General features: G+C 70.6%; 8 protein-coding genes. 2 read left to right on the top strand and 6 right to left on the bottom strand.

What is annotated here, in order from left to right:
• Positions 1-391: 391 nt before the first annotated feature.
• Together OG252_RS31825 and OG252_RS31820 are read left to right on the top strand one after the other, a co-directional pair.
• Complete coding sequence (locus OG252_RS31825) at positions 392-2,263, top strand: glycoside hydrolase family 3 protein (RefSeq protein WP_329340382.1); 1,872 nt, start codon at positions 392-394, stop codon at positions 2,261-2,263.
• A 161-nt stretch (positions 2,264-2,424) separates the two neighbouring features.
• Positions 2,425-3,069 (top strand): hypothetical protein, encoded by a 645-nt coding sequence (locus tag OG252_RS31820; protein ID WP_329340380.1) that lies wholly within the window; start codon positions 2,425-2,427, stop codon positions 3,067-3,069.
• Between the two features lie 37 nt (positions 3,070-3,106).
• On the opposite strand, the gene OG252_RS31815 is transcribed toward OG252_RS31820, so the two are convergent.
• The 6 genes from OG252_RS31815 to OG252_RS31790 all read right to left on the bottom strand — a co-directional run bounded on the left by OG252_RS31815 (position 3,107) and on the right by OG252_RS31790 (position 14,171).
• The gene (locus OG252_RS31815) at positions 3,107-4,558 is read right to left on the bottom strand and encodes a S28 family serine protease (protein ID WP_329340378.1); all 1,452 of its coding nucleotides are present in this window, start codon (positions 4,556-4,558) and stop codon (positions 3,107-3,109) included.
• A gap of 110 nt (positions 4,559-4,668) precedes the next feature.
• The gene (locus OG252_RS31810) at positions 4,669-5,043 is read right to left on the bottom strand and encodes a hypothetical protein (protein ID WP_266439294.1); all 375 of its coding nucleotides are present in this window, start codon (positions 5,041-5,043) and stop codon (positions 4,669-4,671) included.
• Between the two features lie 120 nt (positions 5,044-5,163).
• A complete protein-coding gene (locus tag OG252_RS31805; protein ID WP_329340376.1) occupies positions 5,164-8,889 on the bottom strand; it encodes an ABC transporter ATP-binding protein in 3,726 nt (1,241 codons plus the stop codon).
• A gap of 104 nt (positions 8,890-8,993) precedes the next feature.
• On the bottom strand, positions 8,994-10,010 hold the full coding sequence (locus OG252_RS31800; protein ID WP_266439292.1) for an esterase-like activity of phytase family protein: 1,017 nt from the start codon (positions 10,008-10,010) through the stop codon (positions 8,994-8,996).
• Between the two features lie 53 nt (positions 10,011-10,063).
• On the bottom strand, positions 10,064-10,915 hold the full coding sequence (locus OG252_RS31795; RefSeq protein ID WP_329345228.1) for a serine hydrolase: 852 nt from the start codon (positions 10,913-10,915) through the stop codon (positions 10,064-10,066).
• A gap of 163 nt (positions 10,916-11,078) precedes the next feature.
• A complete protein-coding gene (locus OG252_RS31790) occupies positions 11,079-14,171 on the bottom strand; it encodes a VCBS repeat-containing protein (protein ID WP_329340374.1) in 3,093 nt (1,030 codons plus the stop codon).
• Positions 14,172-14,490: the final 319 nt, after the last annotated feature.

Below are 14,490 nucleotides of genomic sequence, written 5' to 3'. Positions count from 1 at the left end.
GGGGTTGGGGAAATTCGGCGCGCCGGGCGGGTCGGCGGCCCCCCTGCCCCTCCCGTCCCCCCGCGCACGCCCGCACCAACTTCCGGAAACCGGGAACCCCGCCCCGATCCCGCTCGTCCAACCCGCAAGCTGCCGGAGAGTCACCGTGGTCCGGTGTCGGCCTCGCTGCTGGCTGCGAACGCTGACTTACCCTCTCCGCCGAACCGCGGCCGGCAGCATGCCGCCATCGGCGCGCCCCCCTCCAACTGCGCCGATGGCGGCCCCTCTCCCGACCGTGCCGCCTGCCCGGCCCGGGGCCCTGCCCGCGTTACCGTGCGCTCCCTTGACTGGCAGAAACTTCCCGGATATTGCTGACAGCTCGGAAGTTTCCTTCACGAGGGAAGGAGCGCACGTGCGCGACTCCAGCACCGCAGGCACGGGAAACACCGCAGGCACGAGAAACACCGCAGGCACGGAAAACACCGCACGCCCCTCCAGACGTACCGTCCTCGCCGCCTCCGCCGGCGCCACCGCCGCGCTGACGGTCGGCGGGACCTCGTACGCCGCCCCCGACGACCGGCATCTGAGCACCCTCGTCTCCCGCATGACGCTGGAGGAGAAGGTCGGCCAGCTCTTCGTGACGCGGGTCTACGGCCACTCCGCCACCGCCCCCGACCAGGCCGACATCGACGCCAACCTCGCGGAGCTCGGCGTGCGGACGGCCGCCGAGGTGGTCGCCAGGTACCGGGTCGGCGGGATCATCTACTTCGCCTGGGCGCACAACACCCGCGAGCCCCATCAGATCGCGGACCTGTCGAACGGGATCCAGCGGGCCTCCCTGGAGCAGCCGCGCGGGCTGCCCGTGCTGATCTCCACCGACCAGGAGCACGGCATCGTCTGCCGGGTCGGGAAGCCCGCCACCCTCTTCCCGGGCGCGATGGCCATGGGCGCCGGGCGCTCCCGCACCGACGCCCGCACCCTCGGCCTCGTCGCGGGCCGGGAGCTGCGGGCGATGGGCATCCGGCAGAACTACTCCCCCGTCGCCGACGTGAACGTCAACCCGGCGAACCCGGTGATCGGCGTACGGTCCTTCGGCGCCGAACCGGGCGCGGTGGCCGGGCTGGTCGCCGCCGAGGTCGCCGGCTACCAGCGCTCCAGGGTCGCCGCGACCGCCAAGCACTTCCCGGGGCACGGCGACACCGCCGTCGACAGCCACTACGGCTTCCCGGTCATCAACCACACGCGCGCACAGTGGGACGAGCTGGACGCGCCGCCCTTCCGGGCCGCCGTCCGCGCCGGCATCGACTCCATCATGACCGCGCACATCATGGTCCCGGCCCTCGACAGCTCCGGCGACCCGGCCACCCTCTCCCACCCGATCCTCACCGGCATCCTGCGCGAGAAGCTCGGCTACGACGGGGTGGTGGTGACGGACGACCTCGGCATGCAGGGCGTGCGGGAGAAGTACGGCGACGACCGTGTGCCGGTGCTCGCGCTGAAGGCGGGGGCGGACCAGCTCCTCGACCCGCCCTCCCTGGCCGTCGCGTGGAACGCCGTCCTGAAGGCCGTACAGGACGGGGAACTCACCGAGGCGCGGCTCGACGAGTCGGTCCTGCGGGTGCTGCGGCTGAAGGCGAAGCTGAGCCTGTTCGAGGAGCCCTACGTCAGTCAGGCCGGGGTCACCGACACCGTCGGGGCCAAGGGGCATCTGGCGGCGGCCGACCTGATCGCCGAGCGGACGACGACCTTGCTGGTGAACGAGGGGCGGCTGTTGCCGCTGTCCCGGCGTACGCATCCCAGGGTGCTCGTCGTCGGCGCCGATCCGGCCTCGCCGTCCGGGACGACCGGGCCGCCCACCGGGGTGCTGGCCGGCGCGCTCACCGAACTCGGCTTCACGGCCACCGCGTTGTCGACGGGCACGGCCCCCTCGGCCGCCACGATCGCCCGGGCCGTCGCGGCGGCCCGGGACGCGGACGCGGTCGTGGTGGGGACGTACAACGTCGGCGCGACCAGCGCCCAGAAGACGCTCGTCGAGCAGCTGGTGGCGACCGGGAAGCCGGTGGTGGCGGTCGCGATCCGGAATCCGTACGACGTGGCCCACCTGCCCTCCGTGCCCGCCTGCCTGGCGGCGTACTCCTGGACCGACGTCGAACTGCGGGCCGCCGCCCGGGTGATCGCGGGCCGGGTGGCGCCGCGCGGGAAGCTGCCGGTGCCGGTGCAGCGGGCGGACGATCCGGCGCGGGTGCTGTATCCGGTCGGGCACGGGTTGTCGTACCGGACGTAGACCAGAGGGAGCCGTCCCGGGCAGCGGAGCTGGCCGCCGGACGTAGCGCCCGTACGTCACACAACCGGCGCACGCCCCCCAAAAGGCTCAAAGCACCCTGCATGTCTGGCGTGCGCCCGCCGTGGCGGGTCACGCTGGGCGGGGGACCCGGGGGGATGGCGATGCGCGAGAGATGTTCCGTGGGGGCGGTGTGCGCACTGCTGGCGGTGCTGGCCGTCCTGTTGTCGGGATGTTCGGGGCCGGCGTCCGGTACGGGCGCCGGCGAGGAGGACGGGCGGCTGGGCACGGTGGTGACGCCCTCGTCGTCCCGGACTTCGGGGTACGGCGCGGTGTTCCTCGCCGTCGACGAGTGCAGCTCCTTCGGCACGACCAGCTTCACCGAGGTGGCGTGCGACGGCGAGCGGGCCGCGGCCCGGGTCGTGGCCCGGCACGACGGCACGGTCGGCGACGGGCCCCAGTGCCCGGGGACCACGGACTTCGTGCTCCACATCAGCGAACAGAGCCAGGCCTCCGACGAGGACGGCGACGGGGCGATCCCGCAGGGCTACGCCTGCATGCGCAACCTGGGCCCGCCGCATCCCGGCGACCCGGGCGGCGGGGGCGGGCCGCGCACCATCGTCGGCGACTGCGTCTACGGCCTGGGCGACGGCCAGGTCCGCGAGACCGCGTGCGACGGCAAGGGCGGCAAGAAGCCGGAGCACAAGGTGACCAAGGCGGTCGACAAACGCAGCCAGTGCCCGCTGTCGACCGCCCTGTACGTCCAACTGGGCGGCGAGCACCCGGTGGGCTGCGCCCGGCCGGTGTGACCCACGAGGGAACCGACGGCCGGGCGCAGCACGGTGGTTACGGACGCAGCGTGGGCTCGCGCTCCACGTCCCGCTTGTCCAGCTTGGCGTCGAACTTCGCCAGCGGCTTCGCCGTCGACGGGTCCGCCTGGACGGTGGCGGACGCGACGCCGGCCCACTCGAGGATCCGGGCGGTGGCGAAGGCCTTCTGGTCGGGAACCAGACCGGCCACGTTCGCGCCGTGGTTGAGGCCGGGGGCGGTGAAGACGTACGAGTCCTTCGCGCCCTTGCCGAGGCGGAACGGCTCCGCGCCCCACGGGTCGTTCTCGCCGTAGACGTAGAGCATCTGGCGGGCGTTGTGCTTCACCCAGGTGTCCACGTCACGCATCGCGTACGGCTGGAACTTCATCGAGATGTCCCGCGGGACGAAGTACCGGGGCGGCAGGTAGCCGTAGCGGATGTACTTCTTCTCGATGTGCGGGAACACGATCGTCGGAGCACCGAGCTGGGTGCCCGCCTGGTAGAAGTACGGCGTGTACGGCTCCAGGCCCTGATCGGTGTAGAAGGAGAACCCGGCGATGGTGTCGATCGAGGTCCAGATGTCGTCGTCGGTCGCGTTCTTCGCGTCCGCCGGGATCGAGTCGCAGTCGGAGAGCAGGCTGTACTGCCAGAAGCCCCAGACGTAGTCCAGCACCGTCGCCTCGTACGCCTTGTCCAGGCTGCCGATGGTGTCGAAGGTGAAACCGTTCTCGGCCGCGTACGCCGCGTACCTCTTCTCCAGCGGCTCCCGGCGCACCAGCGCCTCGCGCTGCACCCCGTTCAGCCGGTCGCGGCACTCCTTGGTGCCGACGGTGGCGAAGAAGCGGTCGTACGCCGAGTCCTCCTTGTTGACCACGTCGTTGGGGGCGACGTACGCGACGACGCCGTCCATGTCCTTCGGGTAGAAGCGCTCGAAGTAGGTGGCGGTCATGCCGCCCTTGGAGCCGCCGGTCGAGATCCACTTCTTGGTGTAGATCGGCTTGAGGGCCTTGAAGATGCGGTGCTGGTCGCTGGCCGCCTGCCAGATGTCCAGCTTGGTCCAGTCGGCCGGGTCGGGCCGGGACGGGGTGAAGAAGCGGTACTCCATGGAGACCTGGTTGCCGTCCACGATCTGGGTGGGCTCGCGGCGGCCCGGGTTCGTGGAGACGTTGTAGCCGCCGGTGTAGAAGACCGTCGGGCGGGAGACGTCCTTGTGCAGCACGGTGATCCGCTGCTGGAACGTGCCCTTGGACGGGTTCCGGTGGTCGACCGGCTGGGTGTAGTTGAGGACGAAGAAGCGGTAGCCGGTGTAGGGCTTCTCCTCGATCAGGCTCATCCCCGGTATGGAGAGGAGTTGTTCCTTGATGTCCGCGGCCGCGGTGGTGCCGGTGGTGCCGGTGGCCTCCGGCTCGGCGGCGGTGGCCGCGCTCGCCGTGCTCAACGTGCCTATGAGCACCGTGAGCGCCAGCAGCCATCTGAGCGCCTTGCGCATGCACCCTCCCCAGTAATGACAGATGTGCGCCGGAAGCTAGCGGAGCAAGTCGCCTCAGCACCAGGGGAGATGGGCCTTTGGTGGGGAAAACCCTGTACGAGGGCTGTGATTCAGAACCGAATCCAGCCGGAACTGACCGACCCCCCGCCCACCGCGCCCTTCACCCGCACCTTCCGCTGACCGGCGTGCGTCTTCCTGGGCCCGGCGAGGCGCGAGTACATGCCCTCGTCCACAACGGCACGGAGTCCACGCGCCTGCACGCTGACCATCATGTACCGCTCGACACCGGGCCTCTTGGCCAGGGTGATCGCGCAGATCCAGCCATTTCGCTTGTAGACCTGCACGGACCCGGTGGAGAACGACAACGTCCTGACCTTGCGTCCCGCGCAGGACGTCTCGGCGGCCTGCGCACTGCCCGGCGCGGCGAGGGCCAGCACGCCGGACGCGGTCACCACGGCCAGCCCGAGCGCCACCCGCCGACGCATCGCAGCACCTCTGCTCACAATCGCCCCTCCCGTATCGCGCGATGAGCGTACTGGTGTACGGACGCGGGACGTATGTCGGATGGTTGCGCGGTCGTCACCGAAGCGCGTGACCGGGTTCGGTCAGGCCGCCGCGGGTGCGTCCTCGCCCACGAACGTGCGCCACAGCTCGGCGTAGCGGCCGTCCCGCGCGAGCAGTTCCTCGTGCGTGCCGTCCTCGGCGACCTGGCCGCGGTCCATGACGACCACGCGGTCCGCGCGGGCCGCCGTGGTGAGCCGGTGGGCGACCACGAGGGTCGTACGGCGGCCCGCGATGCGGTCGGTGGCCTGGTTGACCTGGGCTTCCGTGGCCAGGTCCAGGGACGCGGTCGCCTCGTCGAGGAGGAGGACGTCCGGGTCGACCAGCTCGGCGCGGGCCAGCGCGATCAGCTGGCGTTGGCCCGCGGAGAGGTTGCGGCCGCGTTCGGCGACCTCGTGGAGGTAGCCGCCGTCCAACGTGGCGATCATCTCGTGGGCGCCGACCGCGCGGGCCGCCGCCTCCACCTCGGCATCGGTGGCGTCCGGGCGGCCGTAGGCGATGGCGTCGCGGACGGTGCCCTGGAAGAGGTACGCCTCCTGCGGGACGACTCCGAGGCGGTGCCGGTAGGAGGTGAGGTCCAGGGTCTTCAGGTCGGTGCCGTCGACGGTCACCCGGCCGCCCGTCGGGTCGTAGAAGCGGGCGACCAGCTTGACCAGGGTCGACTTGCCCGCGCCCGTCTCACCGACGAAGGCGACCGTCTGGCCGGCCGGGATGCGCAGGTCGATGCCCGTGAGGGCCTCCTCGGGTTCGTCGGTGGAGCCGTACTTGAAGTGCACGTCCTCGAAGGCGATCTCGCCCCGCAGGGAGAGGACCTGGAGCGGCTCGTCGGCGTTCTCGGTCGACGTCGGCTCCTGGAGCAGCTCCTGGATGCGGCCCAGCGACACCGTCGCCTGCTGGTAGCCGTCGAAGACCTGGGAGAGCTGCTGGACGGGCGCGAAGAACAGGTCGATGTAGAGGAGATACGCGACCAGGGCGCCGGTCGTGAGCGTCGCCGCGTCGACCCGTCCCGCGCCCGCGATCAGTACGGCCGCCGCGGCCACCGACGACAGGAACTGCACGAACGGGAAGTAGATCGAGATCAGCCACTGACCCCGGATGCGGGCGCGCCGGTAGCTGTCGCTGCGCTCCGCGAACCGCGCCGCGCCGTCCCGCTCGCGCCGGAAGGCCTGCACGATCCGGAGCCCGGACACCGACTCCTGGAGGTCGGCGTTGACCAACGACACCCGTTCACGGGCCAGTTCGTACGCCTTCACGCTCGCCCGGCGGAAGAAGAACGTGGCGACGATCAGCGGGGGCAGGGTCGCGAACACGACGAGCGCGAGCTCCACGTCGATCACCAGCAGGGCGACCATGATGCCGAAGAAGGTGACGACCGAGACGAACGCGGTGACCAGGCCGGTCTGCAGGAAGGTCGAGAGGGCGTCGACGTCCGTCGTCATCCTCGTCATGATCCGGCCCGTCAACTCCCGCTCGTAGTAGTCGAGTCCGAGCCGCTGGAGCTGGGAGAAGATCTTCAGGCGCAGGGAGTACAGGACCCGTTCGCCGGTCCGCCCGGTCATCCGGATCTCGCCGACCTGCGCGGCCCACTGGACGATCACACTGAGCAGGGCGAGCAGGGAAGCGGCCCAGACCGCGCCCAGCGCCATCTGTGTGACGCCGTCGTCGATGCCGTTCCGGATCATCACCGGGAGCAGCAGGCCCATGCCGGCGTCCACGGCGACGAGGCCGAGGCTCACCAGCAGGGGCAGGCCGAAGCCCCGCAGCAGCCTGCGCAGACCGTACGACTCCTCGGCGGCGACCGCCCGTGCCTCGTCGATGCCCGGGGTGCCGGTCGCCGGGGGCAGCGCATCGACCTCGGCGAGGAGTTCGGGGGTGGCCGGGGTGCCGTCCATGGCGATGTCCCGGCGCTCGCGCTCTCCCGCCCAGAGTCGGGGCGTGATGCCGCGCTCGGCGTCGAACTCGGCGTCCAGTTCGTCGCGTACGGAGGTGTCCTCCTGCGGGCAGGCGGGCTTGGCGTGGCCGGGTGAGACGCCGCCGAGTTCGTCCGGGTCGGTGAGGAGGCGACGGTAGAGGGCGGACCGCTGCTGGAGTTCCTCGTGGGTGCCGAGGTCGGCGAGCCGGCCGCCGTCGAGGACGGCGATGCGGTCGGCGAGGTTGAGCGTGGAGCGGCGGTGGGCGATGAGCAGGGTCGTCCGGCCCTGCATGACCTGCCTGAGGGCCTCGTGGATCTCGTGCTCGACGCGGGCGTCCACGGCGGAGGTGGCGTCGTCGAGGACCAGCAGGCGCGGGTCGGTGAGGATGGCGCGGGCGAGCGCGACGCGCTGGCGCTGGCCGCCGGAGAGGGTGAGGCCGTGCTCGCCGACCGTGGTGTCGTAGCCCTCGGGGAGCTCCCTGATGAAACGGTCCGCCTGGGCGGCGCGGGCGGCGGCCTCGATCTCCTCCTGGGTCGCCTCGGGACGGCCGTACGCGATGTTGTTGCGGACCGTGTCCGAGAAGAGGAAGGAGTCCTCGGGGACCAGGCCGATCGCGGCCCGCAGCGACTCGAGGGTGAGCTCGCGGACGTCGTGGCCGCCGATGAGGACGGCGCCGCGCGTCACGTCGTAGAAGCGGGGCATCAGCAGCGACACGGTCGACTTGCCGGAGCCCGACGATCCGACGACGGCGAGGGTCTCGCCCGGGCGGATCTCGAAGCTCAGCCCGTCGAGAACCGGGCGCTCATGGTCGTAGCCGAAGCTCACGTCGTCGAACTCGACGGTCGCCGGGGCGTCGGCGGGGAGCTCCTTCGTGCCGTCCTTCATGGAGGGCTCGGTGTCGATCAGCTCCAGGACGCGTTCCGTGCCCGCCCGGGCCTGCTGGCCGACCGTGAGGACCATGGCGAGCATGCGGACCGGGCCGACGAGCTGGGCGAGGTAGGTGGAGAAGGCGACGAACGTGCCGAGCGTGATGTGGCCGCGGACCGCGAGCCAGCCGCCGACCGCGAGCATCGCGACCTGGCCGAGGGCGGGGACGGCCTGGAGGGCCGGGGTGTACCTGGAGTTGAAGCGGATGGTGCGCAGCCGGCCCGCGAAGAGACGGCGGCCGACCTCCCGGAGCTTCCCGGTCTCCTGGTCCTCCTGGCCGAAGCCCTTCACCACGCGTACGCCGCTGACGGCGCCGTCGACCACGCCCGCGACGGCGGCGGCCTGGGCCTGGGCGTACCAGGTGGCGGGGTGGAGCTTGCTGCGGCTGCGCCTGGCGATCCACCACAGGGCCGGGGCGACGGCCAGGGCGACCAGCGTGAGCGGCAGCGACAGCCACGCCATGATCACCAGGGAGATCAGGAAGAGCAGGATGTTCCCGATGGTCATCGGGAGCATGAAGAGCAGGCCCTGGATCAGCTGGAGGTCGCTGGTGGCACGGCCGACGACCTGGCCGGTGGACAGCTCGTCCTGACGGCGGCCGTCGAGGCGGGTGATCGTCCCGTACATCTCGGTCCGCAGGTCGTGCTGGACGTCCAGGGCGAGGCGGCCGCCGTAGTAGCGGCGGATGTAGGTGAAGACGTAGACGGCGACGGCCGCGACGATCAGGGCGCCGGCCCAGGGAGCCATGTCCCGGCTGTGGTCGCCGATCACGTCGTCGATGATCACCTTGGTGACCAGGGGGACCAGCGCCATGACGGCCATGCCGCCGAGGGAGGAGCCGAGGGCGAGGACGACGTCCGTGCGGTGGCGCCATGCGTAGCCGGCCAGTCTGCGGGCCCAGCCCTGTGTCTCCCCCTGCTGCGCTGCCACGCCGGTGCCTTCCGTTCGTTCTGATCGTCCGTCCTGATCGTCCGGAAGGCACCAACGCGAAAGGAAGCGGATTTCATCCCTCCGCAACAAAACGGAGGAAGCGGTCAGACTCGTACCCGCAGGTAGTAGAAGCGGGTCGTCTGTACCGCGTTCTGGTTGTCGTCGCTGACCAGGAGGACCTTCAGGCCTCCCTTGCCGATGCCCGTGACCACCATGCCCTCGATGTTGTCGAGGAGTGGGTTCGGCTGGGGCTGCTTGGCCGTGGCGCCCAGGGTCGGGCAGGCGGCGATGTCCGTGAGCAGCGTCTTCTTGATCAGCCGTACGCCGTCCTGGCCGGTGAGCGTGTCGACACCGCTCGTGTCCGTCGCGCGGCGCGGGTCGGCCAGGTAGAGGCGGACGGTGTTGCCGACGCCGGAGGTGAAGCCGCGCTCCAGGACGAGGAGGCGGCCGTCGGGAAGGGCCTGGATCTCGGGGACGCCGAGGCCGGTGTCGGTGCGGTAGGCGTACTGGGCGCCGAGCTCGAAGGTCGTCCCGTGCCGCTCCCAGGTCTGGAGGCGGACGATGCCCGCGCTGTCGCCGGACAGGGCGTACTCCATCGACGCGAGCAGGGTGCGGCCGCCGGGGAGCATCGTCAGCCCCTCGAAGGTGCCGTTCGACACCGCACGGCCGGCCGGGGCGACCTGGAGGGAGGAAGGGACCGGGAGGCGGTCGAGGATCTCGCCCTGGGGGCTGTAGCGACGTACCGACGGCTCGGTCTCGGAGGTGATCAGCCGGGTGCCGTCACGGTCGATCACCAGCCCCTCGGAGTCGAGGGCGGTGCCGTTCTCGTCGGCGAGCGGGACGACGGACTTCGGTGCGAGCGTCCTCGGGTTCAGGGCGAAGAGGGCCGACCGGTCGGAGAGGGCGGCGAGAGAGCCGTCCCGGTCCACCGCGAGGGCGGAGAAGTTGCCGACGAAGGTGCCGTCGTACGTCGTCTTGTCGAGCGCGTCGGAGAAGCGGTCGATCGAGACGGACGGCGAACAGGCGTGGCTCTCCCCGGCGGCGGCGGGCGAGGCGGCGGTCAGGCAGGTGGCCGCCGCCAGGGCCGCGGTGGTGGTGGCGAGTACGGTTCTCAGGCGCATACAAATCACCGTAGGACGAGCCGGTGACGGACGGGCGACAGGGTGGTGAAGCGTCAGCTCGCGGCCAGGTCCCTGTGGACGACCTTGGCGACGCCCTGGATGGTCGTGATCCCGTAGTTCATGGTGCTGTTGCCGTGGGTGAGCACGGTGATCATGTAGTCGTGGCCGTTGCCCTTGAAGGCTCCGACGCTGTGCACCCGCCAGCCGTGGGTGGCCCGCTGCAGCCAGCCGTTCTTGACGGCGACGGAGACTCCGGAGGGCACTCCGTACGGCGTTCCCCAGCGCTGCGAGGAGACGACCTGGCCCATCAGCTTGCGGATGTAGGCGCGGGCGTTGTCGCTCAGCACCGTGTTGCTCGCGGTGACCAGCTTGAGCAGCTTCTGTTCGTCGGTGACGGTGATCTGGGTCAGGCCCCAGTAGCCGTTCGCCCCCGGCTTGGTCTGGGTCATGCCGGCCGCGGTGAGGAAGCCCCTGATCTTCGTCAGGCCCAGCTGCTTCCAGAGTGTGCTGGTCGCGGCGTTGTCCGACTTGGTGATCATGGCCTTGGCGAGGGTGGCCTCGCGGTCGGTGAGGTAGCGGTTGTGCTTCTTCGCGTCCCACAGCAGCGTGGCGAGGACGGTGACCTTGACGACGCTGGCCGAGTCGAAGGCCGTCGAGGGGCGCAGGGTGCAGGTCGTCTTGGTGGTGCGGTCGTAGACGCCGACGGCGACCGTGCCCTTGCGGGTGGCGAGGGCCGTGGTGATGTCCTTCTTCAGCTTGGCGGCGAGGCCCGCCTTGGCGGACGTACAGCTGACGGTCGGCGTGGCCGCGGCGGCGGGCGCGGCGGCGGCGGCGACAGGGAGGAGCACGCCCGCGCCCACGCCTGCCGCGAGCACTCTCGCGCGTCTTGATATCCCGTGAGTCATGCCCATGTTGACTCACAGGTTCGAGTGAATGGTTGTACGCATCGGCGTACGCATTGGGCAAAGGCTGCGGCTTGGAGGCGTCCGCTTGTCCGCCGGACAAAAGGAGAAGCGGCCGGTCGCGTGGTGCGACCGGCCGCCTCGTTCCGCAGTCCGGCAGTCCGGGTCAGGAGATCGACTTGATCGTCTGCCAGCCGGCGCCGCCGACCACCGCCGAGGGGCCCACCAGGCCGCTCCTGCGGCCGGGCACGAACGCCAGGCCCTCCGTGGTGTTCGCCGTCGTGGTCCACAGGTCCGGGACGCCGTCACCGTCGGTGTCGCCGGAGGCGGTGAACAGCGGACGGGCCGCCATGGTCCAGCCGGTGGCGTACGGCGTGCGGTTGGGGCCGAGGCCCAGGGACGCCGGATCGGTGCCGCCGTCGGCGACCCCGTCGCCGTCCGCGTCCCCCCGGCTGCGGCCGTGGTACAGCCACAGCTCGCCGTTCTCGGTGTTGCGGGCGATCAGATCGGTGAAACCGTCGCCGTCGACGTCCCCGGGCGAGGCGAGCTGCATCTTGGCCCAGCCGACGGCGCCGATGAGGTATCCGGAGTCGAGCGTGCCGTACGTGTAGCCCGGCAGGAACCACAGCTGGTCGCCGATGACCGCGACGAAGTCGGGGTTGTACGCCTCGCTGTCCGGCGTGACGTCGCCGATCGACACGATCTGCTTGATCGTCGAGGGGTCGAGCGCCACGTCCGTCTCCGCGTCCGGGAAGACGTACACCTCCTGTTTGGTGTCCTCGGTGAACTCGCCCTGGCCGTCGTTGGGGTAGAGCCACAGCTTGCCGTCGGAGCGGCGGGCCACCAGGTCCTCGTAGAAGTCCTCGGTCCAGTCTCCGCGGTGGGTCAGCAGGGAGCCGTTCCAGCCGCCGCCCGAGGAGAGCGGGAGCATCGTCGCCACCTTGCCGCCACCGATGCCGCCGTACAGACGCAGGTTGTCCGTGGCGTCGACGGCGAAGAAGTCGGGCATGCCGTCGCCGTTGACGTCTCCGGGCTTGTCCATGACGCCCGGACTCTTCACATAGAAGCGGTACGGATAGACCGGGCCGACGTTGCCGCCCGCGTCCACCATGCGCACGTATAGCGTGTGCGGTCCCGGCGTGAGCGGAGTGATCTTCGCCTGGGCCGCGCCGCCCTTGGCCGCGGGCTTCGCCGAGATGTTCGGCGGCGTCCGGTCCAGGCCGTACAGGTACTCGGTGGTGTCCGGCACGCCGTTGGCGCCGAACTCGAAGAGGCCCTCCGTGCGGGCCAGCGCACCCTCGACCGGCTCGATGTCGGGCGTCGTCTCCGGGTACAGGTCGTCCTTGGAGTCGACGACCGGCATCACGGTCGGCGCGTTCGGGTCGAAGCCGAAGCGGCAGCCCGGAGCGCCCAGCGTCGGCGTCCAGTCGGAGGCGAAGGCGGCGTCGGCGGTGTCCTCCGCCTGCGCCTTCCAGGAGAACTGCCCGTTGCTGGCGGTGATGTACTTGGCGAGCAGGTCCTTGCCCACGGTGACCTGGGCTCTCGCGCCCTTGGAGTCACTCGCCTTGACGGTGACCTTCACCCGTTTGTCGAAGATGATCCCGGGCGAGGTGCCGTGCTTGCCCGTCGCCCACAGGTGGAACTGGACGTTGACGTCACCGCCGTCCTGGTCCCAGACCTGCGCGGTGAGCTTCACGTCCGTGTTGCCGAGGGTGACGTACGACGAACCGTTCCCGCAGTCGGTGCTGCTGACCTTGGTGCTGGGGATGGTGTCGAGCGACCAGGGCGCCTTCGGCAGGCGGTTGAACTCGACGATCAGCTTGGCGTCCGGCTTGAACTTCTTCCAGCTGTACTCGTCCTTGTTGTCCTCCGCGCTCTGCGGGGCCCGCAGTCCGAAGGTGATGTTGGGCCACTTGGCGGCCGCCGCCTTGACCGCCGCGTCCTTGGCCGCGAAGTCGACCGGCGCGTTCGCGCAGCCGTAGTCCTCGTTGCCGTGGGCGACGCTGCGGCTGTCCTGGCGGGTGGACCAGGACGGCTGCTTGTTCCAGGTGGTCGCCGAGCTGATGGAACCGGTCAGGTACAGCTCGACCGGCTTGGGCGTGCAGGACCACGAGTGCGTCTCGGTGATCTGGAACTGGGCGTCGATCACCTTCACGCCCGCGAGGAACTTCGAGCCGACGCGGAAGAAGGAGCGGGCCGTGCCGCCCGTGGACGACTCGTAACCGACGCGCGCCTCGCTCGTCGTACCGCCGTCCCAGCCGGTGCCGTTCCAGTAACTGCTGGTCGGATGCGGCTTGTAGGCGATCGTCCAGGCCTCGCGGGTGCCGGTCATCCGCGGGTCGATGTAGACCGGGAACTCGGTGTCCGCGGCGTTCAACAGCTTCTGGTCCGGCGTCAGCGAGATCCGGTCGTCGGTGACTTCGACGCCGACCTCGCTGCTCTTGGTGCCGGGGGTGAGCGGGGAGGGCTCGGCGTCGGCGGCCGCGGCCTGAACCGTGGCGGCACCCTCCGTACGCGGCGACTTGGCGCTGCCGGACGAGGAGGCGGTCCGGGCCTTGGTCCCGGACGAGGCCGTCTGCGGCGCCGTCTCCTCCTCCGCCGTGCCCGAGGAGTCCCACATCCGGGCCGTGGACGACGCGAACACCGTCTGCCCGGCCGCGTTGACCGCCCGGAGCGTGCCCGTCTCGGCGTCCTTCTGGACGTCCAGGCCCTCGGTGCGCAGACCGAAGCCGATCTCCGCCAGCTCCGGACGGTCGGCCGCCTCGGGCGTCTTCACGATCAGCGCCTGGCTGAAACCGTCCAGGCTCGCCCGGACCGCCAGGTCGACGCCGGGGAACACCTCGCGGTAGGTCGCGGTGGAGCCGTCGAGAACCGGCTCCGGCAGGGCTTTCGGCCAGGTCAGGGCCAGTTCGCCGCCCTGGTCGGCGAGGGTCACCAGACGGGTGTCGCCGCCGGCGGAGAACGTGACGTGACCGGGTGCCGCCTTGGGCGAGATCCGGCCGGTCACCTCGGTGAGCGTCGTGTCCACCGGGGTCCAGGCGCCCTCGCGCTTCACGCGGACGGGCAGGGTGTGCTGGGTCTGGCGCAGGTTCCCGTTGGGTAAGGCGTGTGTCTCGCTGGTCTCGGTGCGGGCGGACGCCACCTCCACGGGCTCCCCGGTCCGGGCGGCCTCCTGGAGCGCGTGCTCCTCGGCGTTCGTGGCGGTCTCGGCCACCGTGGTCGAGTCGGTGTCGGCCGCCGCGTCCGTGAGCGATGTCATCGGTGTCAGCGGTGTCAGACCAAGCGTCCCGCCGGCGAGCGCCGCGACGAGTGCGGCTCGCACTAAGCGCCTGGTCGGGCGCTGTCTTCGGGATGGTTGTGGCATGGGCGAATCCCCCCGGAGTCGTTGCCGTGCGAGCCCCTTCCGGGGGTCGCTGCGCGCCCTTTCACGCGGGCCGCGACGCCGAACAGTACACGTCAACAGGGGAATTCTTTGCGGACCCATGGGAGAAGTGGGGGTTGTCGCATTGCCTTGGATTTACTTGTCAGGATGATCGTGAGCGCTTACTGTCTGACCGTTCAACGGTCACACAGAGTGA

This window comes from Streptomyces sp. NBC_01352, from assembly GCF_036237295.1.
In the GTDB taxonomy this organism is placed as follows: Bacteria; Actinomycetota; Actinomycetes; order Streptomycetales; family Streptomycetaceae; genus Streptomyces; species Streptomyces plumbiresistens.
Note: the sequence above shows the minus strand (reverse complement) of the source record. Positions and strands in the feature narration are given on the sequence as shown.